24 protein-coding genes and 1 pseudogene are annotated in these 23,814 nt (G+C 29.5%); 3 read left to right on the forward strand and 22 right to left on the reverse strand.

Features of this window, described 5'->3' with window-relative positions:
* Positions 1-59: 59 nt before the first annotated feature.
* The 7 genes and pseudogenes from rbsB to ACJDTP_RS26005 all read right to left on the reverse strand — a co-directional run bounded on the left by rbsB (position 60) and on the right by ACJDTP_RS26005 (position 6,454).
* A complete protein-coding gene (rbsB, locus tag ACJDTP_RS25975) occupies positions 60-998 on the reverse strand; it encodes a ribose ABC transporter substrate-binding protein RbsB (RefSeq protein WP_406762847.1) in 939 nt (312 codons plus the stop codon).
* Positions 999-1,111: 113 nt separating this feature from the next.
* The gene (locus ACJDTP_RS25980) at positions 1,112-2,041 is read right to left on the reverse strand and encodes an ABC transporter permease (RefSeq protein ID WP_041901120.1); all 930 of its coding nucleotides are present in this window, start codon (positions 2,039-2,041) and stop codon (positions 1,112-1,114) included.
* A 92-nt stretch (positions 2,042-2,133) separates the two neighbouring features.
* Positions 2,134-3,630 (reverse strand): sugar ABC transporter ATP-binding protein, encoded by a 1,497-nt coding sequence (locus ACJDTP_RS25985; RefSeq protein WP_406762848.1) that lies wholly within the window; start codon positions 3,628-3,630, stop codon positions 2,134-2,136.
* A gap of 12 nt (positions 3,631-3,642) precedes the next feature.
* Positions 3,643-4,038 (reverse strand): D-ribose pyranase, encoded by a 396-nt coding sequence (gene rbsD, locus ACJDTP_RS25990; protein ID WP_406762849.1) that lies wholly within the window; start codon positions 4,036-4,038, stop codon positions 3,643-3,645.
* Positions 4,039-4,040: 2 nt separating this feature from the next.
* Positions 4,041-4,970 carry a ribokinase gene (gene rbsK / locus ACJDTP_RS25995; protein WP_406762850.1) on the reverse strand — a complete coding sequence of 310 codons (930 nt, stop codon included), beginning with the start codon at positions 4,968-4,970 and terminating at the stop codon, positions 4,041-4,043.
* Positions 4,971-5,773: 803 nt separating this feature from the next.
* Positions 5,774-6,190 (reverse strand): annotated as a pseudogene (locus ACJDTP_RS26000) (Rrf2 family transcriptional regulator).
* Between the two features lie 123 nt (positions 6,191-6,313).
* Positions 6,314-6,454 (reverse strand): nitroreductase family protein, encoded by a 141-nt coding sequence (locus ACJDTP_RS26005; protein ID WP_406762851.1) that lies wholly within the window; start codon positions 6,452-6,454, stop codon positions 6,314-6,316.
* Between the two features lie 331 nt (positions 6,455-6,785).
* Here ACJDTP_RS26005 and ACJDTP_RS26010 point away from each other — a divergent pair, with 331 nt between their 5' ends.
* The 3 genes from ACJDTP_RS26010 (at position 6,786) to ACJDTP_RS26020 (ending at position 9,528) form a co-directional block, all read left to right on the forward strand.
* Positions 6,786-7,559, forward strand: coding sequence for an SDR family oxidoreductase (locus tag ACJDTP_RS26010; RefSeq protein ID WP_406762862.1), 774 nt, complete (start codon positions 6,786-6,788; stop codon positions 7,557-7,559).
* Positions 7,560-7,750: 191 nt separating this feature from the next.
* Complete coding sequence (locus ACJDTP_RS26015) at positions 7,751-8,038, forward strand: Dabb family protein (protein WP_406762852.1); 288 nt, start codon at positions 7,751-7,753, stop codon at positions 8,036-8,038.
* A 728-nt stretch (positions 8,039-8,766) separates the two neighbouring features.
* Positions 8,767-9,528, forward strand: coding sequence for a DeoR/GlpR family DNA-binding transcription regulator (locus ACJDTP_RS26020; protein WP_406762853.1), 762 nt, complete (start codon positions 8,767-8,769; stop codon positions 9,526-9,528).
* A gap of 191 nt (positions 9,529-9,719) precedes the next feature.
* Here the strand turns inward: ACJDTP_RS26020 and ACJDTP_RS26025 are convergent, their stop codons facing one another.
* The 15 genes from ACJDTP_RS26025 to ACJDTP_RS26095 all read right to left on the reverse strand — a co-directional run bounded on the left by ACJDTP_RS26025 (position 9,720) and on the right by ACJDTP_RS26095 (position 23,462).
* Positions 9,720-10,352 carry an SdpI family protein gene (locus ACJDTP_RS26025; RefSeq protein WP_406762854.1) on the reverse strand — a complete coding sequence of 211 codons (633 nt, stop codon included), beginning with the start codon at positions 10,350-10,352 and terminating at the stop codon, positions 9,720-9,722.
* Positions 10,339-10,617, reverse strand: coding sequence for an autorepressor SdpR family transcription factor (locus tag ACJDTP_RS26030; protein WP_026887388.1), 279 nt, complete (start codon positions 10,615-10,617; stop codon positions 10,339-10,341). Before ACJDTP_RS26030 ends, ACJDTP_RS26025 begins: the two co-directional genes overlap by 14 nt.
* A gap of 158 nt (positions 10,618-10,775) precedes the next feature.
* Complete coding sequence (locus tag ACJDTP_RS26035) at positions 10,776-11,837, reverse strand: DUF4179 domain-containing protein (RefSeq protein WP_406762855.1); 1,062 nt, start codon at positions 11,835-11,837, stop codon at positions 10,776-10,778.
* Positions 11,827-12,393, reverse strand: coding sequence for a sigma-70 family RNA polymerase sigma factor (locus tag ACJDTP_RS26040; protein ID WP_271813353.1), 567 nt, complete (start codon positions 12,391-12,393; stop codon positions 11,827-11,829). Before ACJDTP_RS26040 ends, ACJDTP_RS26035 begins: the two co-directional genes overlap by 11 nt.
* A gap of 304 nt (positions 12,394-12,697) precedes the next feature.
* Entirely contained in the window at positions 12,698-13,309 is a 612-nt protein-coding gene (locus ACJDTP_RS26045; RefSeq protein ID WP_168982963.1) for an ABC transporter permease, read from the reverse strand.
* Between the two features lie 6 nt (positions 13,310-13,315).
* Positions 13,316-14,077 (reverse strand): ABC transporter ATP-binding protein, encoded by a 762-nt coding sequence (locus ACJDTP_RS26050; protein ID WP_406762856.1) that lies wholly within the window; start codon positions 14,075-14,077, stop codon positions 13,316-13,318.
* A 22-nt stretch (positions 14,078-14,099) separates the two neighbouring features.
* Positions 14,100-15,002, reverse strand: a complete 903-nt coding sequence (locus ACJDTP_RS26055; protein ID WP_012059713.1) for a glycine betaine ABC transporter substrate-binding protein — start codon at positions 15,000-15,002, stop codon at positions 14,100-14,102.
* 118 nt (positions 15,003-15,120) lie between these two features.
* Complete coding sequence (locus ACJDTP_RS26060; protein WP_017210443.1) at positions 15,121-15,771, reverse strand: ABC transporter permease; 651 nt, start codon at positions 15,769-15,771, stop codon at positions 15,121-15,123.
* 389 nt (positions 15,772-16,160) lie between these two features.
* Complete coding sequence (locus ACJDTP_RS26065; protein ID WP_171772061.1) at positions 16,161-17,465, reverse strand: O-acetylhomoserine aminocarboxypropyltransferase/cysteine synthase family protein; 1,305 nt, start codon at positions 17,463-17,465, stop codon at positions 16,161-16,163.
* A gap of 164 nt (positions 17,466-17,629) precedes the next feature.
* Positions 17,630-18,538 (reverse strand): 4Fe-4S binding protein, encoded by a 909-nt coding sequence (locus tag ACJDTP_RS26070; protein ID WP_406762857.1) that lies wholly within the window; start codon positions 18,536-18,538, stop codon positions 17,630-17,632.
* 320 nt (positions 18,539-18,858) lie between these two features.
* Positions 18,859-19,719: an NADAR family protein gene (locus ACJDTP_RS26075; RefSeq protein ID WP_406762858.1), complete on the reverse strand. Its 861-nt coding sequence runs from the start codon at positions 19,717-19,719 to the stop codon at positions 18,859-18,861.
* A 203-nt stretch (positions 19,720-19,922) separates the two neighbouring features.
* Positions 19,923-20,057 (reverse strand): hypothetical protein, encoded by a 135-nt coding sequence (locus ACJDTP_RS26080; protein WP_271813349.1) that lies wholly within the window; start codon positions 20,055-20,057, stop codon positions 19,923-19,925.
* A 16-nt stretch (positions 20,058-20,073) separates the two neighbouring features.
* Positions 20,074-20,937, reverse strand: coding sequence for a damage-control phosphatase ARMT1 family protein (locus tag ACJDTP_RS26085; RefSeq protein WP_406762859.1), 864 nt, complete (start codon positions 20,935-20,937; stop codon positions 20,074-20,076).
* A 251-nt stretch (positions 20,938-21,188) separates the two neighbouring features.
* The gene (locus ACJDTP_RS26090; RefSeq protein WP_406762860.1) at positions 21,189-22,481 is read right to left on the reverse strand and encodes a B12-binding domain-containing radical SAM protein; all 1,293 of its coding nucleotides are present in this window, start codon (positions 22,479-22,481) and stop codon (positions 21,189-21,191) included.
* A 21-nt stretch (positions 22,482-22,502) separates the two neighbouring features.
* A complete protein-coding gene (locus tag ACJDTP_RS26095) occupies positions 22,503-23,462 on the reverse strand; it encodes a ketopantoate reductase family protein (RefSeq protein WP_406762861.1) in 960 nt (319 codons plus the stop codon).
* Positions 23,463-23,814 lie beyond the last annotated feature (352 nt).

A 23,814-nucleotide genomic window follows, 5' to 3' on the forward strand; every position in this document is an offset into this window, starting at 1 on the left:
TTAAGAAAAGAAATAGCTAATAGCATGAAAAACTAACTTTCTTATGTTATTAACTATATCTATGAATAATTCAGGTTTACATATAATTTTAATTCAGCCGCAATGTTTTTATCTACACTTTCTCCATTTAATATCTTTTTAACATTTTCTATAGCCATACTTCCCATTAAATCTGGTTGTTGTGCTACTGTTGCTGTCATTTCTCCTGAATCTACAGCTTTTTTCGCATCATCGCCTCCATCAAATCCAACAATTATAGCTTTTTTTCCAGAAGTGTTTAATGCTTTAACAGCACCTAATGCCATTTCATCATTTTGTGCAAAGATAGCTTGAATATCTGGATTTGATTGTAACATGTTCTCAGTTACAGTTAATCCCTTTTGTCTATCAAAATCAGCTGGTTGAGATGATACGACTTTTAAGTTTTTATCTGCATCAATTATATTATGGAACCCAGTTCCTCTATCACGTGTTGCAGAAGCACCTGGTGTTCCTTGAAGTTCTGCTATATTACCTTTGTCGCCAAGTTGTTCTTTTATAAAGTTAGCTGCCATTTCTCCACCTTTTATATTATCTGATGCTATATGGCAAATTACATCGCCACCATTTGCTTGTCTATCTACAGTTATTACTGGAATTTTTTCATTGTTAGCTTGGGCAACTGAACTTGCAGCTGCATCACTATCAACAGGATTAAGTATTAACGCACTAACTCCTTTTTGTAGTATATCTTGAACGTTTGAAAGCTCTTTAGATGAATCATTTTGTGAATCAACAACTAATAATTCATATCCTAATTCTTTAGCCTTAGCTTCAGCACCTTCCTTTAGTGTTACAAAGAAAGGATTATTTAAAGTTGAGACAACCATACCTATTTTTTTAGAATCAGATTTTGTACTTGAAGATGTCCCTGAACTGCTGGAACTACATCCTGCAAACGCCCCCATTGACATAGTTGCTATCATAGCTATTGATGCTAGTTTAAATATTTTTTTCATAAAATTCCCTCCTAAAAATATTTTTTATAATTTTTATTAGTTTAATATTTAAGCGATGCTTTTAGATTAAACTAGTAATATCGTTTTCTTATTTACGATAAATACTTAATGCATTATTTAGATTTTTTCATTTCTATTAAAACTGCTAATAGTATTACTAACCCTTTTACTATAGTTTGATAAAAAGCTGAAACATCCATAAGATTTAAACCATTACTTAAAACCCCTATAATTAACACACCTATTATTGTTCCAAGTATTGTTCCTTCGCCACCAGCTAAGTTTGTACCTCCAATAACTATGGCCGCTATTGCATCTAATTCATAGCCATTACCAGCTGTTGGTGCTGCTGATCCTATTCTGCTTGCGACAATAATTCCAGCGATTGCAGCTGTAGCACCAGATATAATATACACCCAAGTTTTAACACTAGTAACACTTATTCCCGAAAGTCTTGCTGAATCTTCATTTCCACCTACTGCATATACATATCTTCCATATCTAGTTTGAGTTAAAAGATAAGCACAAATAGCAAATACAATTATTGTAATAATAACTGGAACAGGTATTCCTAATATTCTACTATTAGTTAATTTGACAAAGCCATCGCCTATTCCTGATATTGGATTACCTCCAGTAAATACATAAGTAGCACCTCTAAATATTGTTTGTGTTGCTAAAGTCGCTACAAAGGCTTGAAATCTTCCTTTAGCAACAATTATTCCATTAATTACTCCTACTAAAATTCCTGTAAGTAATGCTGCTAATATCCCTAGTGATATGCTTCCAGTATTTTTTATAGTTACAGCTGATACTGCTCCTGCTATTGCAACAATTGACCCTACAGACAAGTCTATTCCGCCTGTAAGTATTACAAAAGTCATTCCCAATGATATAACAGCATTTACAGAAATTTGAGTAAATAAATTTCTTAAATTTGATACTTGTAAAAATGATGGTGAAATTATAGTAATAACTGCACACAATACGATTAATGCTAAAATAGATTTATATTTTAATAAATTATTCTTTATATTAGTCATTTTTAACTCTCCCTTATAAGAAATCAAACTTTTTTCACTCTTTATATTAGTCACTTTCAACACTCCTTTATAAAAAAGTTGAACCTTTTTTATCATTCAATCGCTAATTTCATTATATTTTCTTGGGTTGCTTCTTTGCGGTCTAACTCTCCAGTTATTTTACCTTCATGCATTACTATTACTCTATCTGATATTCCAAGCACTTCCTGCATGTCTGATGAAATCATAATAACTGCTGTTCCTTTAGCTTTTAACATATTTAATACATCATATATTTCTTTTTTGGCACCTACATCTATACCTTTTGTAGGTTCATCTATTATTAAAACTTTAGGAGATTGTATAAGCCATTTGGCTATAATGACCTTTTGTTGATTTCCGCCACTTAAATTCTTTATTAGTTGATCTTGGTTAGGAGTTTTAATTAATAAGTCTTTTATATACTTATCAACTGTATTTTTTTCAGCTGTTTTGCTTATAGAAAAATTTCTATTTTCAAACTTATTCAAAGAAGCCAATGTCATATTTTCTCTTACTGATAAAGGAAGAATAAGTCCTTCTTTTTTTCTGTCTTCTGATAAATATGCGATTCCGTTGTTTATTGCATCTTTAGGAGAATTGATATTTAATTCTTTCCCGTTCATCTCAATAGAACCACTAGTTTTTTTGTATTCTCCAAAAATGACCTTCGCAACTTCTGTTCTACCTGCCCCCATAAGTCCTGACATTCCAAGGATTTCCCCAGCTCTTACCTCTAAATTAATTGATTGTAAAACTCCTTTTAAACAAATATCCTTTAATTTTAATATAGGTTTCACATTAGCAGGTTCTTTATATGGATATTGTTCTTCCATTTTTCTACCTACCATCATAGTTATTAAATCATCTTTAGTAACATCTTTTACTTGAACTTCACCTACATATTTTCCATCTCTTAAAACATTTATCCTATCGCAAATAGCAAAAATTTCATCTAATCTATGAGATATATATATTATTGCTATGTTCTTACTCGTAAGCTTTTCGACAACTTTGAAAAGCTTTTCTGTTTCCGCATCTGTTAATGCTGTTGTTGGCTCGTCCATAATTATTACGTTAGAGTTTTTTGAAATTGCTTTTGCTATTTCAAGCATCTGCATTTCTCCAATGCTTATATTTTTGGCATACTCATTCGGCTTAACATTGCATCCTATCTGTTCTAAATAATCTTTACACATACTGTTCATTGTTTTTCTATCTAACTTTTTAGTTAATTTATTTATTTTTTCATTTCCTAAAAACAAATTCTCTGCAACTGTTAAATTAGGTAAAACACTTAACTCTTGATGTATCATTGATATACCTAATTTTTCAGCTTCTTTTATATTTTTTATCTCAACTTCTGAACCGTCTATAATAATTTTACCTTCATCTTTTTGATAAACACCAGTTAAAACCTTCATCAATGTAGATTTTCCCGCACCATTTTCTCCTAAAAGAGCTAATACTTCTCCTTTATATAAGCTTAAGTTTATATTTTCAAGTGCTTTTACTCCCGGGAAACTCTTGGATATGCCTTCCATCTGAAGGAAAGGAATGTTTTCTTCCATAATTACTCCTCCTTAAAAAATTACTCCTGATCTAAGAATTATGTTAGCATAAGGAGTCTGCTCTCCTGTTCTAATTACAGCCTTACAGTCATTTAACATTATTTTTAATTGTTCATGAGATATAAAAGTAAATTTCACATTTTGAAATTGTTTTTTTATTTTCTCAAAAATTTTAGGGTTATTTTTTTCTGTTTCTTCAGCTAAAATTACTTCTTCTACTTGAAGTTCTAATAATACGTTCTTTAATGTATCCATAAAGCTAGGAATATCTTTTGTTAATGCTATATCTATTCTTTTTGTTTTATCAGGTATTGGTAATCCACAATCTCCTATAGCTATTAAATCTTTATGTCCCATTTTTGAAACCACACTAGAAATTTCTCCATTTAAAATACCAATTTTTTTCATCTTTATTCCTCCCTATAAATCTCGTTAATTTCTTTTAAAGATGGTATTGAAGGTTGCGCTCCTTCTCTTTGAACTGCTATAGCTGAAACCTTATTTGCAAATTTAACTGCTTCTGCCAATGAATTAATATTTAAATTAGATTTTGTTAATTTGGTACTTACTGCTCCTATAAACGAATCTCCAGCTGCAGTAGTATCTACTGCATTAACTTTATATGCAGGGATTAAAATTCCATCTTCCTTTGATATTACAGCTGCGCCCTTATCACCTAATGTAATTATTACATATTTAACATTATTATTAAAAAAGATATTTGCAGCTTGCTTTGCACTTTCTAAATCCTTTACATTTATTCCAGTCAATGTTGTAGCTTCTGTTTCATTAGGTACTATAATATCTGTATATTTAAGTAATTCTTTTGGAATATCTTTTGCTGGAGCTGGATTTAAAATTGTAATAACTTCATTTTCTTTTGCAAATTTAAAAGCTTCTATTGTAACTTCAATAGGTGTTTCAAATTGTGATACTATTATGTCACTACAAGTTATGACTTCTTTACATTTATTTATTTCTTTTAAATTAAGAGTCATATTTGCACCTGGTACAACTATTATCGAATTATTACCTTCATTGTCTACAGTTATTATTGCGGTACCTGTTGGGCTAACATCATCTCTAAATATATTATCAACATTTATATTTTCCTTTTCCAGACTATTTACTATTTGTAATCCATAAGCATCTTGTCCTACCTTGCTTATCATATGTACTTCTGATCCTAGTCTTTGTGCTGCAACTGCCTGATTAGCACCTTTGCCCCCATGTGCTAACTTAAAATTATCACTAAAAATTGTTTCTCCAATTAGTGGCATTTTATTTATAGAAACAACCATATCCATATTGATACTTCCAAGAATACAAATCTTATTCATAAACTCACCTCTTCTTTACTTAACCGGTTAAGTAATCCGGTTAAGTAAAGTATAAAACGTTATCATAACAATGTCAATAGTTTCTGTAAATTTTTTGTAACCATTTATATGATAATAATTTTAAATTTCTATAACGTACCTTTCTGTCTCTAACTCATTTATTTTTATAATCATGTCCAGTTAACTCATACTATACTAATTCTAATCTCCTTGCTGTATCGCTAGGTATTTCTTATTCCTAAAATAAAATACTCCTTATTTAATCTTTTCAAAATTACCACGACTCCAACTTTTCACATATTTTGAGTTTTAAAATGTACTCATCAATATTATCCTATTTTCATTTAGTATAATTAATATTTCTTTGTACTCTTTTGAAATTTCCAATAAATCTAAATTAGATAGATTGTATACGTCTAAAATAATGCTTTTCTCTCATAGAAAATAATTTTTCCATTACTCATGTTCATGTATAAAAGTATAGTATTTAGAAATTTCATTATGTGTTTATTTCTTTGCCAAAAATATCAACGTAATCTTATAGTATAATTACAACATCACCTTCTAATTTTATATATAATAAAAACCGTATTGGATGTTTGCAATACAGTCATGTATATTCTTGTATTTCACTGGCTACTACGAACTCTCATGAGACTTATAGGCAAAAAAATCTAAATTACTTATGATATGTAGTTCACAATATCACCTCTAAATGCACGTCGCACTAACTCCATTAATCTTCTTAATTTTTACTATTTAAATTACTTTTTTCTATTATTGATCCATTCAATTGTTGCTTCTTAAACCCCTTTAGGAAGCTTTTTATTATATACTTCATCGTATAACCATGCCAATGATTTTTTTCTTAAATATTTTCTCATTTCATCTTCTGCTTCTGACACTATAACTTTTATTAAACATGTACATTTTGTATGTGTATATGGCAAATTATCTTTATCTACTAATATATTATTTTGCGTAATTTATGCACATTGGAGGAATGGTTTGCTTCCTTGCTACTGCTTCAACAATATCCCAAAATGTTATTTCTTCTGCACTGCGAGCTAACGCGTAAACACCTTTTACACCCGGCATGATTTTATAATTCCTGACTCGCTTACTTTTGCATATACTTTAGATAAGTAAGTTTCTGAGATACCTTAAAATGTTGCCAAATCTCTTATTCCCACTGATTTACCTTCCTCTAGTTTTATCATATATAATAAGCAATGTATTGCATATTATACTCCTACTAAAAATTTCATATGGTATAATAAAGTTGAGGGGAATAGTTGATTTTTATAGATTAGAGAATTTTACTCCCAGAAATCATTACTTTATTACTGCCATGTGATTTCTAAAGGATTTCTATCTACCAGTCTCTTAAAATTATAAAGTGGATAACCTACTAATAGTGCACCTGTTACTACCCTATCTTTAGAAATATTAAGCAATCTTAAAAGTGGTCCATATTCTGTCATAGAACAATATTCAAATAGTCCTGACCACATCATGTCAAGTTATAATCGCTGAATCAAAATGAATATAATCCACTGTATAACTAAGAAAATAAAACCCCATAATATTACATAATGTTATCAGACTAGAATTCCTATTTACCCAATTTCCAAAAGATGAAAGTATTAAATTATATAATATGACCTATCTTCCTATAATGATTTTGCTTAAGTAAATAAATACCATTCCAAAACTTGACGTGATGTCGTCAAGTTTGCTTAATTATACTGATTAAGTAGATAAACTTATTTAAAGGGAGGTATTTTTAATTATGCAAAATACTTATCATTTGATATTAACAAAGAACTTGATGGTAAACGCGTACTTGTAACAGGTGGAACTAAAGGTATTGGTAGATCAATTGTTGATCGTTTGCTTAATGTTGGTGCTAAAATAATAACTACTGCACGAACTATGCCTAATGATTTGCCAGATTCTATAGGGTTCATTCAAGCAAATGTTAGCACACCAGAGAGTACTGAGAGAATCATTAAAGAGACTCTTGAAAGACTCGGTGGATTAGATATTTTAATAAATAATGTAGGTGGTTCTTCATCCTCCACTTCTGGAGCATTAAGTTTAAGTGATGACGACTGGTTGCAAGCCTTTAACCAAAATCTTTTTTCAGCTGTACGCTTAGATCGTGGTTTTCTACCATCTATGATTAAACAACAGAAAGGTGTAATAATTCACATATCATCTATTCAAAGGAGACTTCCTGGGATAATGACTATGTCATATTCTGCTGCTAAAGCAGCTCTAACAAATTACAGCAAAAATCTAGCTACACAGTTTGGTGGAAATGGAATACGAATAAATACGGTTGCTCCAGGTTTTACAGAAACAAAAGCTGCTGAGCGTCTTATTGAAAGAATGGCACAAAATTCCGGAATTGACTATAATGACGCACGTCAAGAATTAATGGATAACCTTGGCGGCATACCACTTGGTCGCCCAGCAAAGCCCGAAGAAATCGCTGAACTTGTTGCATTTCTTGTATCTGACAGAGCATCTTATATCACTGGTAGTGAGCATATTATTGATGGTGGAATAATAAGGACTATATAGTCTATAAAGCCGCTCTACTAAATAATTCAACATAGGCATATTGTATTATTTAGTGCTCACTAGATTATTATTAAGAACTTTGTAATCCTTGCTACCCGTAATAGCTTGCATGTCATGAAGAAAATTCTCTTCTAAATCAATGGTCATTAAATCGCACAAACTACATTAAATATTTTAGGAGGTAAAATAATATGATCATAAACAATTTATTATTAAAATTAAAGAATAGAGATACTGATAATATTAAAAAAACTCAAGAAATTCTTCTAAGCATGAGAGGAAAAATAGATGTTCTGATAGACATACAGGCAGAAATAAATATTCGTCCTGGTGAAAGTAATTATGATATAATTTTGATTACAAAATTTGCATCATTAGAAGATTTAGATAAATATCTTATTCATCCAAATCACTTAGAAGTTGCTAAATTTATCGGCAGTGTCTTAGATACACAAGCATCCGTATGTTATAGCTTATAAATAGTAATATAACTACTTACATTTAAAAATAATAGTTAGTATATTTAATACTAAAATAAGAACTTTATACCTTCCTAATTACCTTCAAAAAAGTTAATGTAGGAAGGTTTATTAGAGTTAGAAATTAATTACTAACATATCTTCATTATTAACTTTATAAAAATAGAGCTATCAAAAGCTTTGTATAATCTAAAAAATACTATATAACACAAGGTTGGGTGTAAACTTTAAATTCCCAACCTTGATCTTATAATTATTGAATGATATTATATTTCTTATGTACAGACTAAATAATATCCAGCTATTTATTAAAATATTTATCATTAATATAATATAAATCTATATATTTTGAACTTAAATTTCTAAAGTCTAATTTTAATTCAAAACTTACTTGAGTTTTTATTCTACTTCTTACCTCATGAAGTTCCTTCTTCAATATCTATTAAATTAGGCACCTTCAAAAATTACTAACATTGCAGCTATTCTTTGAAGATGCCTAAATATATAAAATATGACGCTAGGCATTACCCTATAACGCTAAATTATATCTTTTTTAAAATATTCCACTAATTGAGTTTATTTTTTACCATTGTATATCGTTTATTAACTTTTGGTATCATTATATACCTTTTTAAATATCTATTCAATATATTTTATAAATTAAAAGAATAATGTTATAATATTAATCAACAACAATACTAAACGATAATGATTGGTGAGGTGCCTAAATGTTTACTGAAGAAAGACTAGAACAGATTTTAAATATACTTAATAAACATGGTCGAGTGAAAGTTAAAGAACTAAGTGAACAATTTAATGTTTCAGAAGGTATGATAAGAAAGGATTTACAAAGGTTAGAGAAAAATGGAGATCTTCAAAGGACCTATGGTGGAGCTATATTAAATAGAAAAATTTCTAAATTAAGCTCTATAACTACCAGAATGACAGTTAACTTAAATAGCAAAGAGTTAATATCTAAGAAAGCTTTTGAACTTATAGAGGATGGAGATATTATTTTTTTAGAGTCCTCAAGCATAAATTTTTTATTAGCAAAACTAATAGCTAATAGTACCAAAAAAATAACTTTGATAACTAATATGTCTATAATTCCACCACTTTTCAATAGCAATGAAACCGTTGTATTAATATGCATAGGTGGTGTATATGACAATAGAAGCGGCGGAGTATTAGGCTCAGAAGCCATTAAGAGCATATCTAAATATACTTTTAATAAAGGCTTTTTAGGAAGTTCCGGTGTAAATTTAATTACTAACAGCGTAGGTACTTCTATGTTAGAAGATGGTAATCTTAAAGAACTTATAGTTTCAACAAGTAAAGAAGCATTTTTGCTTGTTGAAACAGAAAAATTTAATACAGATAGTCTCTATAAATTTGCAACTATAGATGAATTTGATGCTATAGTTACAGATTCAAACATCACTGATGATATTAGAGAACAGCTGAATAATTTAACTGTTAAGCTATTATAAGATTTAATACATACTATAGGGTTCCACAATGAGAATTGAACTTACGTGGATATCAGCCGAAATTGAATATCCATATAGTGTATGCTTTCTTTAATGTAGAAAAGAAAGCATACATATGTTTATGTAAACCAACTACATGTATGCTTCTAAAAATTTTTTGCGGATATACTATTTATGAAAAAAGTATTTTATTATACCCCATTTTTATATAACCAATATGAATAATAACATGGAATTACTACAATAACTAATAAAATAATTAAAGTTAATAAAGCACTTTTCATCTGTATGCAACCTAATATTATCATACAAATACCGCCAAATATCCAAAGGTATCCTGCCATATGATGAGTTTTATTCCAATTCATTTCGCTATTTAATGTCCATGGTAATCTAATACCAACAGTATAATTTTGCTTGCATTTTGGTAAATAGTTTCCAACCGCTACGATAATAACTCCTACGACTACTGATGTAATAATTTGAATAGGAATTTTATATCCAAGTGCAATAAATAAGGTTACTGGTACTAATACGACTGAAATAATTGGAGCAGACCACTTTCCTAAATACTTCAATGCAGATGGTGAATTCATTTTCTTTGGGTCGTTATTAAGCTTAAAGTGTATAAAAATATTAATTATTGCCATTAAAATCGGCATTCCAAATGCTCCAACTGCTTTTGGCACATAATTATCTGGAACACCTGCATAATTAAAATGAATAGGCACTACTTCAGGTAATTTATCATATACTCCAAATGAAAGAATCAATGGCAAAAAACAAATAATAGTTGTAATCCATAAAATATTATCTTTTTTCATCTTCATTCCCCCTAAATTGCGAAAACCAAAGCATTACTTCTTCAAATACCGATACATTGATTTCGTAATATATAAAATTTTTGTATTTTGTCTCTAAAACCAAACCTGCTTTTTTTAATTGAGATATATGATATGAAATTGTTGCACCTGTCATATCAAATTCCTTTGAAATCTCCCCAGCTGATTTTTTACCACTTTTCAGCATTACTAAAATTTCTCGCCGAACTGGATCTGACAATGCTTTAAAAGTTTCTGGAAACCCCAAACTATCATCTCCCTTTTATATTCTATTTAGAAATATTTCTAAATAGAATATATCAATTCTTATCTTCAAAGTCAATATCTATTTAGATTACTTTCTAAATAGGTATTACATAAAAAGGAGAACCTCCTCTATCTAGATTTAGTTCTCCACATTATTTTTTATTTGATATTTATTGTAAATTCATCTCCAACCTTCTTATATTCATCAAATTTAGGTTCCTCACCACCTTCTTCTGGCATTTTTACTGCATAAGGTGTCAGAATTAATTTAATTGCCTTTTCACTCATATTTCCAACTAATACATTTTCATATTTTAATACAAACCAATCTTTTCTCCCTCTTGATAAATCAAATTCTACCTTATTCCCCAAATCATCATATCCTTTTAGTAAAATCTTGTATGTTCCATTATTGACTGAATTATTAATGATTTTCCCATATACTTTTTTACCTAAAGCATTATCTGTATACTTTTCTAATATATATTTATCTCCATTTTCAATATCAAATTCATAGTCAAGATTTACTGTTTTAGTATCAATTTTAAGTTTATCTCCATTAGTTTTAAATTCAAACTTCCAAGTTCCATTTATATCATCTTGATAATTTACTGCCATTTTAGAAAATATAATTTTCATATTTAAGTCTCCGCTTAAATCAATATCTTTTATTGAATCTAAATCATATTCTAATACTTCTTGAGTAGTATTAGAATCTAAATTTTTAATACCTCCGCTTGCTCCTGTAAATTTAACTTTCTTATTATTTATATACAGAGTCATTTCACCATTCCAGCATTCGTAGTCTTTTAAAATCCTATCGGAGCTAATATTAGTAGATATAAGTAATTCATTATCATCTAATATTACCTCATTTAGTTTAACATTTACACCTTTATCCCTGACAGATTTATTAATAACAGTGCTATAATCCTCTAAGTTCCTCTCTATTCCTAAGAAACTTGAAATACTTTCGCTAAATAAATTTATTTTTGATATGGCGTAAGCTCCCGTATTTCCAAAAGACATACCAACTAGTACTGCTATTATTGCAGCTGCAGCTATTACTTTTCTTCCAACATTTTGTTTTCTACTCTTCTTTACAGATTTTCTAATATTCTTTTTAAGTAATTTCTTTTCAATATCATTAAAATCCTCTTTTTTATATTCATCCAAATTAATATTTGTATCATTAAGCAGACTATATACATTATTTTTCATACTTAACACCTCTTTTATTACTAATATTAAAAATATCTTTTATTTTCTTTTTTGCTCTAGATAGCCTATTGTATATAACTTCTTTTTTCATTCCATATTCGTTGCTTATTTCATCAATCTCCATTTCATCAACATATAGCTTATAAAGTAAATTTCTATCCTTCTCCTTTAAACATCCAAGCAGCGATTCTACTTCATCACTTAATTCATTTTCTAAATTCTTCACTTCAATGCCATTATCACTGATATTTAGATCTTCTATATTTTCATGTTGTAAATCTTTTAAATACTTTCGTTTATAATCAATGCATTTAAATTTACATATACCAGCTACCCAATTTTTAAATTCATTTTTACTTTCGTCAAAGCTATTTATGTTGTTCCAAATCCCTAAAAGAATATCATTTATGCATTCTTCTTGAACACTATTGATCCCATATAGATGCTTCCCTACAACAGATTTTATAATCCAACCATAATTATCAATAACATAATCTAAGGCTTTTTCATTTCTATTTCTTAATTCTTTAATATAATTATCTTCATTCACCTTCATTTTCTACCTCTTCCCGTAAAGCAAGCTTGCATTTAGTAAGTTTGTACTTACATATATTAATTCGTATAAAAAAAGAAAAATCTATCAAAATTATAAAATAATTTTAACAGATCTTTCTAAATTCTTTGATAATATCACTTTAATATATTAAATCCTATTTTGATTATATGATATTTGTTTATTAAAAATATAATTTCTCAAAGGTTTATATATATTTTATAATGCACAATTCACAATTAGTGCTAGAACTCTTGCAATATTTTTAGATTTATAATGAAGAATTATTTTTGTAATATATATCGCTTTAAGTAATCTTTTTCTCAATCAGATTAAGTATTGCATTTACTACTATAGCTAAGCCTGCTGACATTAAGGTTCCCCATAGTATTTTAGCTGTATTTACTGTTCTAAGTCCGTCTAATAAGACACTTCCAATCCCGCCAGCATTAATAGAGGCCGCAATTGTAGCAATACCTATTGTAGATACTACTGCAAGATGGATTCCTGCAAAAATTGGCTTAGTGACTAAAGGTAATTTAACTTGAAATAATATTTGGCTTTTGCTCATTCCCATTCCAGTTGCCGCTTCTACAATGGAAGCATCTACATTATTAAGACCATCTATTGTGTTTCTTAGTAGTATGTACTGATTATAAAGTACTAAAACTATAATTGCAGTAACTTTACCAAGCCCTGTTATTGGCACCAAAATCGCAAATAATGCTAAACTAGGAATTGAATATATCATAGCAAATATATTAACCAGCAATTTAGATGCTATTTTTGAATAAGCCGCTAATATCGTTAATAATGCTGCTAATATTATAGAAATTACTAAAGTAATTAATACAATTTCTATATGTCCTACAAATGCTTTTAATAATTTATCGGGATATTTTAATAAATAATCAATCATAAATTTTTAATCCTCCAAAAATACTTCCTGCCCTTTTGCAGAATTAATTAGTGATTTCACAAAATCATTTGCTGGATTTTTTGCGATATTTCTTGGTGTATCAAATTGCTGTATCTTTCCTTTATCCATTATTAACACTTTGCTTCCAAGTTTAAATGCTTCATTAATATCATGAGTTACAAATAAATATGTTTTCTTTGAAGTATTATAAATCTTTAATAACTCATCTTGAAGATTTATCCTATTTATTGCATCAATAGCACCAAAAGGTTCATCAAGCAGCATTACATCTGGGTTAACTGCTAAAGCCCTAGCAAGTCCTACACGTTGCTGCTGCCCACCAGATAATTGAGCTGGATATCTACTTCTAAACTCCTTTGGCTCAAGTCCAACAAGTTCAAGTAATTCATCTACTCTAGCTTCTATTTTTTCCTTAGGCCATTTAAGTATCTTTGGAACTGTCGCTATATTACCTGCTATAGTCATATGTGGAAACAACCCAACTTGTTGAATTACATAACCTATTTTTCTTCTAAACTCTACTGGATCTTTACTGCTAATATCCTCACCAAAAAATTCAATACTTCCTTTATGTGGATCATACAAGCGATTAATCATCTTAAGTAGTGTTGTCTTGCCACACCCTGAAGAACCTAAAATTGTAATAAATTCTCCATGTTCAATCTTTAGACTTACATTATCAACTGCGCTATATGCTGCTCCTTTAAATTGTTTATAAACATTCTTAAACTCTATTGCTATACTCATCTTGAATATCTCCTTCTATCTATTATTTAATAGAATCGTAATACTCCTTAGCTACTTCTTCATATTCTTTTTTATCTACATCAACTTCTGCGTTTAATTTTGTTATCTTTTTAGTATCTAAGCTTGCACTAACTTTATTTAAAATATCAGCAATATCTGGATGAGCATCTAATACTGATTTTTTTATTACTGGTGCTAAATTATATGGAGGCCATACGTGTTTATCGTCTTCTAATAAAGTAAATTCAGGTTTTACTAATTGACCTTCTGTTGTAGATGCTGGTGCAAGATCTGCTTCATTATTCGCTAACACTTCGTACTTTAACCCATTGTCATATACCTTTGTAGATTTAAAATCAAACTTTCCATAGACCTTCTCTAATCCTGGAATACCATCTTCTCTCTTATCAAATTCACCTTGTGATGCAAATCTGATTTCACCTGCATGTTTTTGTAAATCAGAAATAGTTTTGATTCCAAGTTTATTTGCTACATCTGTACGAATTACTAAGCCTTGTCCATCATTTGCAGGCGAATAGTCAAGCCATTCTAAATTAAATTGCTTTTCATATTCAGATTTAACTGTGTCATAAACTTGCTTTGGATCTGTAATTAAATCCTTCTTTAAAATCGCCAATAATCCAGTACCAGTATATTCTGGGTATAAATCAATTTCATCATTTACAAGCGATGTATGAATAACTGAGCTTGCTATATTAGGTACTCTTTCTACTTTATAACCTTTATCTTCAAGGGCTAATGCATAAACTTCACCTACTATTGAATTTTCTGTAAAGTCCTTTGACCCTATGCGGATTGTATTTTTATCTCCACTTGAACCTTTGCTATTTCCGCAAGCAACAAGCCCTCCAAGTGTAACTGTAATTAATAACGTTCCTATTATTCTTTTAATATTTTTATTCATAATTATCACTCCCCAATCTAAATTAATCTTTATTACTTGTCTTTTAATGAGCTTATCTAAAGCTCATATGTGATTCTTTAATACTTTCACTAATCTATAATCATTAAGCGACTTAAAACTATATATTCGAATTAATATACTTATATCTGAGCAGATATTTTTCCAAACCTAACATAATTACATTTGCAAGCATTGAAAGAATTGCTACAGTAACACCTCCTATTAGAAGTAAATCTGCTCTATTAAGTCCTAATCCAGTGAAAATAATATTCCCAACTCCCCCGCCACCAATATAAGCAGCAAGGGTAGCACTAGCAATAATCTCAACCATTGCAGTTTTAATTCCTGTTAGCATAAGAGGCGCAGCTAATGGCACCTTTACCTTCCAAAAACTCTGTGCTTTTGACATTCCCATTGCCATTGAAGTCTCTATCATAAATTCAGGAATTGTGTTAAAGGCAAGTGCTGTATTTAATAATATCGGTGGTATTCCAAGTAATGCTAATGCAATAAGTGCTGGTTTAACACCTGTTCCTACAATAGGAATAAACATTATAAGAACAGCTAAGCTCGGAATAATTCTAAGAGTATTAAACCAGGTTGTTACCCATCTATACCAAACTTTATTTTTAGTAGATAATATTCCAAAGGGAATCCCAACAATCGCTGCTACAAATAAGGATAGTAAACTTATTTCTAAGTGTTGCCCTATTGCCTGCAAATAATTATTCATATCCTTTTGAAAATAATCTATAATATTTTGCCACATATTCTCACTTCCCTTGTTGAAAAAGTATAATTCCTAAAATTTTTAAGTTCTTATAAAACCTTTGGTAAAAAGATTAAAAGTATTAACGTTCCTAAAAAAATATTATACGCTCCTAAGTCAAAGATACATTGAATTGTGCTTAGGCTTAATAGATAATAATATATAATTCCTATCTTTGTAAGTATATACGACATATTCAAAATTATTATTGTAATTATTGAATAAAATTTGTAACTGTTCATCTATCTTTGATTGCTTAGTCTATCATTAATTATTAGAAACTTTCCTCTTTTCTTCCAGTAATTATATCATATAACATATTTCTATGCAAACTTATGTTCTCAGAACGTAGGTTTGCTTATAGAAAAATATTGATTATTTAATATTCTCTATTCATCTATTAAATCAAGCGCATGCTTAAGATCTGCTATTAAATCCTCTGCCTCTTCAATTCCTATTGATAATCTTAAAGTATCATCATATACTCCTGCTTTTTCTCTTTCTTCTTTAGATTGTCCAAAATGAGTTGATGTTGCTGAATGTACAATAAGTGATTTTGCATCTCCCACATTTACCATGTAATCAAATACTTTAACTTCTTCAAGGACTTTTCTTGCTGCCTCTATTCCACCTTTTAATCTTATAGACATTATTGCGCCTGGACCCTTAGGAAAATATTTTTTAGCTAACTCATGATACTTATTACTTTTAAGTCCTGGGTAAGCCACTGAAAGAACTTTCGGATGACCTTCAAGGAATTTAGCCACCTTTTGCGCATTAGCTGCATGTTCTCTCATTCTTAAAGATAAAGTTTCAATTCCTTGCAATAAATAAAACGCACTAGTTGGGCTTAAGTGTGCACCTAAATCAGTTAAATATCTTATTCTAAGCCTCTTAGTAAACATGGTTTTATCTAAAATATCTTTTCCTATCGTATCTTTATATTCATCATAAAATTTTTCAAACTGAGGGAATTTCCCATTTAGCCAATCAAAACCACCTTTTTCAACTACAGCTCCTACAATTGTTGTCCCATGACCTGCAAGATATTTGGTTGCAGAATAGCAAACAATATCCGCTCCATATTCGAATGGTCTTAATAAATACGGTGTTGCAAAAGTATTATCAACAATTAATGGTATTCCATGTTCATGAGCTAGATTAGCTACAGCTTCAATATCGATTATATTCATACCAGGATTGCCAAGGCTTTCAATATAAATTGCCTTTGTCTTTTCTGTAATTACTTTTCTGTATGATTCTATATCATTTTCATCTTCTACAAACCTTCCAACAATTCCGTAATCAGGTAAAATGCTATTTAATAAGGTTGTACTTCCTCCATATAAAGTATTAACAGCTACTATTTCATCCCCTGTTTTTGCGATATTCAAAAAAGTATTAGATATTGCTGCCATTCCTGAACCTAATGCAATTGCTTCTATGCCTCCCTCAAGTGATGCTAATCTTCTTTCAAGTACCGTATTAGTTGGATTTGAAAATCTTACGTAAGAATGACCTTCTTCAGAATAATCAAATAATCTAATACATCTCTCAAAATCCCCAAGTTCAAAAGCTGCTGTTTGGTAAATTGGAACTGCTTTTGATCTATAATGTTCTGCTGGATTATAACCTGCATGTAATTGTCTTGTAGTAAAACCTAACTGATTATTTTTATATGCTTCGTAACTCATTTTAATCCCTCTCTTTTAATTTAATCACATTCAAAACATATCAAACCATATCCCTAACCTTTTTGAACCAAGCTTAATACTCTCAATGTTTATTTAATCTCTCCCTATATAAACAAAAGCACTTTCTTTACTAACGCAAAATATACGGTGTATCTTCAAGCATGTTATTTTCTTTCCTGTAACTTAAGTGCCTTTGTAGGACACGAATTTGAACAAATTCCACAACCTACGCATTTTGAAATATCTGTTTTTATGATTCCATCAACCTTAGTAAATACATCAAAATGACATCTTTTTATACAAGCACCACACTTAATGCAGTCATGTGAATCAAGTTTAATGATTTGATTTGCTTTTGGCCAAAATCCACTGCTATTTCTTTTTGCCTGACTTCTAAATAAATAACAGCAATCTCCGCAGCAATTACATATACCATTTGAATTAACAGTATGCATAAGACCTTCCTTATCAGCATTTTTCACTATTTCTTTTGCTCTTTCTTTATCTATTTCTTCTGATAAACCTCTATGTGCAAATGTATTAATTCCATTTCTATACGTAATACAGGTCTTAGTTGTTTTTTCACATTCACCTCTAAGGCTTCTACAATCGCAATAATTTAGATAAACAGGCCTATCCTGAGTATCAATGAATTCTAACACCTTGTTAAGTGGTAAGATTTCATCCTCTGTAGGCCTTACACTAAAATCAGGATCTAGCTCATCATAATAAGCCTTAAAATACCAGGCATCCATAGCAAGTTGCTCTTCCTTTGGAATGCTTCTATAAACCTCTTGCTCAGATATTGAAAAAATATCTAATCTACTATAAAAATTTGCTATTTTATATGTAGATGTTTCTTCATCTACAAGTGAAATAACACCTCTTTTATAGCTATTTTTTATAAACGCCTCTGAATTTTCATATATAATTTTCTCTATATCCTTCTTAGTAAATGCATGCTTATCCATCTTATCTACAAATTCAATTTCTTCTTTAGTAAATATCTTGTTGATGAACGGATAAGCCACCTCTGGTATTTGAAATTTCCTAATAAAATTTTGTAAATCCATAAAAACATCCCCACAGCCAAATAATTTTTTTGATAGTGCCTATTGCCTAAAATAAAACAAAAAAGACCGCAAAAATCCCTAAGCAGTAAAAGTCCAAAAAGACTTAACCACCCTAAATTTCTACGATCTCTAGTTTTCTAGTCAATCATTTCTTATTTATTTTTATTGAGCACGTATTATACTTAAGTTTATTTTCTTAATTCATACTAATTTTATATGATTACTTTTTTATCAGTATATTCTCTAACCTATATTTTGTCAATAAAAACTTTGGTTAGAATTTACTTTATAAAATAAATATGCCATCTATCTGTACTACATTAACTATATCTATTATGCAACGAAACCCAATCAATCATATTGCTATTTTTACATACTCTTTTTATTTCATTTCTAACTTCCATTAACGCAAATCCGAGTAAATTTTCCCCACGCCATAATTCTGGATTTTTGATATTAACATCCTCCTCAGACATTTGTATTCCCCATACATTATCATATGGACTTGCCTCTACTAATATTTTATCCCCTGTGGAGAGAAGAAATGTTTTTAATCTTTCATTTTGCATGAACTTATTATAATTTCCATTTATGACAATTGAATATTTAGCTTTATTCCAAATTTCTTCATCAAAACCTCTTACTTTACGTCCAAAGCTCTTTATTTCCTTAGGATCATAACTATTCATAATTTTTTCTTCTATTTCTTTGTCTCCAAAAAATCTAGCTTTTTCTGCCATCATATATTGTTCCATAAATAAATATTCAGTATGTCCAATATTTAACCTGCTCTTCCACCACTGGCTAAAGCAAGACTTTGTAATCCCCCCATCTTTTTTAGGATGATGCCCCCAGAAATAAATATATTCCAAGTTCTTTCCATCTTTATAATCTGAAATAAGGTTATTTAAATCATATTCAGGCTTGCCATCTTTTTGCCAAGTGTATGTCCAATAATTATTGTATTCATAAATATTATCTCCTCTTTCCCATCTTTTAGGCTCCGGAAACATTTCTTTATACTTTTTCTTCTCATCCTCTTCTAATTTATTAAACCATAAGTAAAAATCTATAGCATATCCTTCACCATATCCCATTCTCCATCCAATGCTTCCATTTGGAATTTCAGGATACATTAGCCATAGCGGAGCCATTAATAGATTTCCATTTTTATTTTCCATAATATCTTTCTCCTTACATCTCTGCTTTTATATAATAAAACATCACTAACTAATTCCTCATCAATTGCATTAGCGACTTTTCCTCATTGTTCTCCATTATTAGTATATAAATTTATATTATCCTTTATCTCAAAGCTGATAAACTCTCAGTTGGATATCTTTAAATCTTTCTTGATTAATGCTTATCTTATTTATGTATAGAACTAAGAATTCTTTTTAATATAGATCTTTATAGCCTTAATTAATAAGACAAGAGCATATATTCCTAGCACACATAAGATTAATACTAAAATTCTAAATATAATCCCTAAGATTGCTTGTACTATTAGACTACTCATTACACACCTCCTGTAATTAAAATTTGTTTTTCATACAAATCATTTTCTTTTCCGGAGCACCAATATCATTTGCAATCACATCACATTTAGTCATTAACAAAAAATAGATCTTTTTCTTTTCTTCACTCAAGCATTCATAGTTAGCTTGCCCTTTAGCAATTACTACATCCGCCTTTTTATAGACTTCTTTAAACTCACGACTTGTCCTTTTTAAAACAGTCCCAAGAGAGCCATCCCCATTATCAATAACCTCTGCGTATTCATCAATTCCTACAGCATATGCGTCTTCAGCTATAGAGTCATTTACAACTGGTTTACCTCGTACTCCAAAGGATATTTTAACATTAGGATTTAGTTCTTTTATTTTTTTCAAAAGAATCTTGTCCATACATATTTCTCCACAATTATCACCTAAGTATAATAATGTTTTTGAATTTAAAATATCTTCCGCTAGCTCTCTGGAATCATCTATTGCTAGTTCCAACTGTTCCATTTTTTCAAAATAATCAAATATATCCTCTAATAATGTATTGTGAATAGGATTGAAATCTATGATATTACCAACAATGGCATACCTCACTGCTAATTGAAACGAATCTTCAGCTTGCTCAATCTTCTTCTCAAATTCAGGTAACAGTTTTGAAAATAATGTATTATAGTAATTTCTAGTTTCTTTATATGGATCTTGATTATTAGTATGTTCTTTTATCATGCCAAAAATTTCTCCAATAATTTCTGGTGTAGTTGCCTCAAAATCCATTTTACTGAGATATGTAAAAACTTCCTTCAATAACTCTTCCTTATTGTTAACCCCTGTAATATTTGCCACTTTTATAACTTGGTTGACCATACATGGCAAGCATTTATCATGTATTTTCATAATTGCACCTCTTTATTTCTAAATAATTTAGCAGTTTAAACTACCCTACAAATTACAATTTATCTTTTAGCTAATAATAGTAAATCTTATAAATACCATGCTGTTTAATTATAAAAAACTTATTTCATTTATAATTCTAAATCCTATCTTTTCATTATTAACCCAATTGATATATGAATAATTTAAAGTTTAAATTATAACAAACTTCATAATTCATATAAACCAGTTACTTTAAAGAATTCTCTAATATACTAAAAATTATTTTTTGTACCGTTAAGACTTATCTTATATCCTAAATTTACAATCAAGTTATATAGTATATTTGTTTTAGACTTTCTTATTCTCTTGTAAATAGATTTTAAAGAATAAAACTCTCTCCTAAACCACATATAGCCTTCAAACAGCTCTTCTGCACTCATATTTTTAGGAATAAAAGCTACTCTTGTTTTTCCATTGTAATAGCTCCACTCCTCTGTTATTAATCTATTTTCTTCTTTTAGCTTTGAATATACTGGTGTTTTAGGCAGAGGAGTTAATATACTTACAGTTGCTCCATCTATTCCTAGCTCATTGCAGGCATCAAGAGTTTTCTTGAATACATCCTTTTTATCTGTATCAAATCCAAATATTATTCCAGCTTGTACACAAATTCCATTATTATGGATTTTATCTATCATACTTTTATATTTATCTACATCATTTATACCTTTGTTTACGCTTCCTAAACTATCCTGTGAAAAAGATTCTATTCCTACAAAGAAGTATACACAGCCAGCCTCTTTAGCTAATTTTAATAATTCATCATCTTTACATCTCTCTAGCGTTACTTGTGCTGCCCACTTTTTATTAAGTTTTTTCAATTCCAACAGTAATTCTTTCACAAAATTTATATCCCCAAAGAAATTATCATCCCAAAATACAAAAAACTTACTTTTCATGGTCTTTATTTCAGAAATAACTTCTTTAATAGGCCTTGTTCTAAACGGCTCACAATAAATTTGCTTTAAATTGCAATAACTACAATTATAAGGACATCCCCTCGAAGAAATAACTGCCCCTTTTGTAAAGTATCTTTTATGAATTAGATCTCTTCTTGCTATTGGCATATTTTTTAGATTAGGTACTTCTTCGCAAATATATTCTGGTTTTGCTTTATCCTCATAGAAATCTTCTAAAAATTCTGGCCATATAATTTCGCTCTCTCCCACAATTATATAATCACAATGTTTTTTTACCTCTTCTTGTAATAATGTTGCATGAGGTCCACCCATTACAACTTTAATATTCTTATCCCTAAACTTCTTCGATATATCATAACAATGAGCAGCATTTGACGTGTTTACCGTTATTGCAACCAGATGAAATTTTTCTTCAAAAGGAACTCTTTGATTATATTCATCAACTAAAGTTATTTCATATTTATTTTCATCTATGAAAGCTGCTAAGTATGGCATAGTTATCTGAATAAAATTATTAAATTGATTTTTTCTAAATCTATTTATTTCCTCATTCTCAGGTGTTATTAAAAGTATTTTTTTCTTCATACCAAGCCCCCATATCTATCATTAATTGATGCATGTTTCTTTGTTACGATTTTTTTCTAAATGACTTTGAAGTTCATCCCAATTTGGTGTTGAAATATTTGATTTTTGTTTTAATATGTTGAATGCATCACTCAACATGAACATCTCATTAACTGCTGACATAGCATGATCACTTATCGCTAGTCTTCCCATAGGTGTTATCATAGTAATTTTCAATAATAGATAGAACATATATGATTTCTTTCTAACAAAATTTTCTTCGTTTTTAGGTAAAATGGAGTAACCAAGTGATTCTAATACTTTATATCCTTCATCAATTGCTTTAATAATTTGATTTAAAAGTTTTTTGCTTTTAGCAACTTTATGTAAATCTCCATCACATGCATATGAAGCATAACAAAGAGGCATAATTAGAGCAATATGACTTTTAAGCCACGAATCCATATCATCAAAATAAGTTAATTTATATTTTGTGTTTTTAAAAGCTCTATCTATAATGTTTTTCCATGATAAGTTACCATCTAATCCACCTAACTCCATTTGTCCAATTATACGCACACAAATAACTTTTCCATTTTCACGTCTTCCGCCAGTACTTTGGAACCCAAAAGCAATATTTTTTTCATTACAGCTATTTTTTTGCATATAATTCTTAATTGCATGGGGATCTGCATTATTACCAACAAATATAATATTAGAACTTTGATTATTTGAAAGACACGGTAATATTGAATTTAAATGCGTATATTGCATTACCACAAATATTATTTCATACACTTCATTTGAAGGAAGAAAATCTATTACTTTTACTTTGTCAGTAGTAGTTTTACACTGTATATAATGGCGAATAACAAGTCCATTATTCTTCAATTCTTTAAAACGTTCGTTTCTAGCAAGCAATGTAACATCATTTCCTCCGCATATCAATACATGAGCCAAATAACTTCCTAAAACACCAGCTCCATAAACTAATATTTTCATGTAAATTCCCCCATTCGTAATATATTAGCTTCTCACTATAGACGCCGCACTATTAAATCTTCAAATAACATTTAGCTATAACTAACATTACAGTAATCAAAAAAATGACTTTTTTCATTACATGCCATAGAAGCAGATTTTATAATTCCATTGCAATTATATTTCTATTATAGCATTTTTTAACAATATCACATTATCAGACTTCTAAATATTATAATTTCTGTTTAATTTGCCATTATCTATACCTCTTGTTCAACGTAACTTTTAATTGAATATAATCGAGTAGGAGGAAAACAATTATTTTGTTTTCCGACCTCTCACACCACCGTACGTACCGTTCGGTATACGGCGG

The sequence above is a fragment of the Candidatus Clostridium helianthi genome (assembly GCF_045310795.1).
Classification (GTDB): domain Bacteria; phylum Bacillota; class Clostridia; order Clostridiales; family Clostridiaceae; genus Clostridium; species Clostridium helianthi.

What these genes read in the sequence shown, in the direction of transcription:
- rbsB (WP_406762847.1), bottom strand. Translation starts at nt 998, where the DNA reads ATGAAAAAAATATTTAAACTAGCATCAATAGCTATGATAGCAACTATG.
- ACJDTP_RS25980 (WP_041901120.1), bottom strand. Translation starts at nt 2,041, where the DNA reads ATGACTAATATAAAGAATAATTTATTAAAATATAAATCTATTTTAGCA.
- ACJDTP_RS25985 (WP_406762848.1), bottom strand. Translation starts at nt 3,630, where the DNA reads ATGGAAGAAAACATTCCTTTCCTTCAGATGGAAGGCATATCCAAGAGT.
- rbsD (WP_406762849.1), bottom strand. Translation starts at nt 4,038, where the DNA reads ATGAAAAAAATTGGTATTTTAAATGGAGAAATTTCTAGTGTGGTTTCA.
- rbsK (WP_406762850.1), bottom strand. Translation starts at nt 4,970, where the DNA reads ATGAATAAGATTTGTATTCTTGGAAGTATCAATATGGATATGGTTGTT.
- ACJDTP_RS26005 (WP_406762851.1), bottom strand. Translation starts at nt 6,454, where the DNA reads ATGACAGAATATGGACCACTTTTAAGATTGCTTAATATTTCTAAAGAT.
- ACJDTP_RS26015 (WP_406762852.1), top strand. Translation starts at nt 7,751, where the DNA reads ATGATCATAAACAATTTATTATTAAAATTAAAGAATAGAGATACTGAT.
- ACJDTP_RS26020 (WP_406762853.1), top strand. Translation starts at nt 8,767, where the DNA reads ATGTTTACTGAAGAAAGACTAGAACAGATTTTAAATATACTTAATAAA.
- ACJDTP_RS26025 (WP_406762854.1), bottom strand. Translation starts at nt 10,352, where the DNA reads ATGAAAAAAGATAATATTTTATGGATTACAACTATTATTTGTTTTTTG.
- ACJDTP_RS26035 (WP_406762855.1), bottom strand. Translation starts at nt 11,837, where the DNA reads ATGAAAAATAATGTATATAGTCTGCTTAATGATACAAATATTAATTTG.
- ACJDTP_RS26040 (WP_271813353.1), bottom strand. Translation starts at nt 12,393, where the DNA reads ATGAAGGTGAATGAAGATAATTATATTAAAGAATTAAGAAATAGAAAT.
- ACJDTP_RS26045 (WP_168982963.1), bottom strand. Translation starts at nt 13,309, where the DNA reads ATGATTGATTATTTATTAAAATATCCCGATAAATTATTAAAAGCATTT.
- ACJDTP_RS26050 (WP_406762856.1), bottom strand. Translation starts at nt 14,077, where the DNA reads ATGAGTATAGCAATAGAGTTTAAGAATGTTTATAAACAATTTAAAGGA.
- ACJDTP_RS26055 (WP_012059713.1), bottom strand. Translation starts at nt 15,002, where the DNA reads ATGAATAAAAATATTAAAAGAATAATAGGAACGTTATTAATTACAGTT.
- ACJDTP_RS26060 (WP_017210443.1), bottom strand. Translation starts at nt 15,771, where the DNA reads ATGTGGCAAAATATTATAGATTATTTTCAAAAGGATATGAATAATTAT.
- ACJDTP_RS26065 (WP_171772061.1), bottom strand. Translation starts at nt 17,465, where the DNA reads ATGAGTTACGAAGCATATAAAAATAATCAGTTAGGTTTTACTACAAGA.
- ACJDTP_RS26070 (WP_406762857.1), bottom strand. Translation starts at nt 18,538, where the DNA reads ATGGATTTACAAAATTTTATTAGGAAATTTCAAATACCAGAGGTGGCT.
- ACJDTP_RS26075 (WP_406762858.1), bottom strand. Translation starts at nt 19,719, where the DNA reads ATGGAAAATAAAAATGGAAATCTATTAATGGCTCCGCTATGGCTAATG.
- ACJDTP_RS26080 (WP_271813349.1), bottom strand. Translation starts at nt 20,057, where the DNA reads ATGAGTAGTCTAATAGTACAAGCAATCTTAGGGATTATATTTAGAATT.
- ACJDTP_RS26085 (WP_406762859.1), bottom strand. Translation starts at nt 20,937, where the DNA reads ATGAAAATACATGATAAATGCTTGCCATGTATGGTCAACCAAGTTATA.
- ACJDTP_RS26090 (WP_406762860.1), bottom strand. Translation starts at nt 22,481, where the DNA reads ATGAAGAAAAAAATACTTTTAATAACACCTGAGAATGAGGAAATAAAT.
- ACJDTP_RS26095 (WP_406762861.1), bottom strand. Translation starts at nt 23,462, where the DNA reads ATGAAAATATTAGTTTATGGAGCTGGTGTTTTAGGAAGTTATTTGGCT.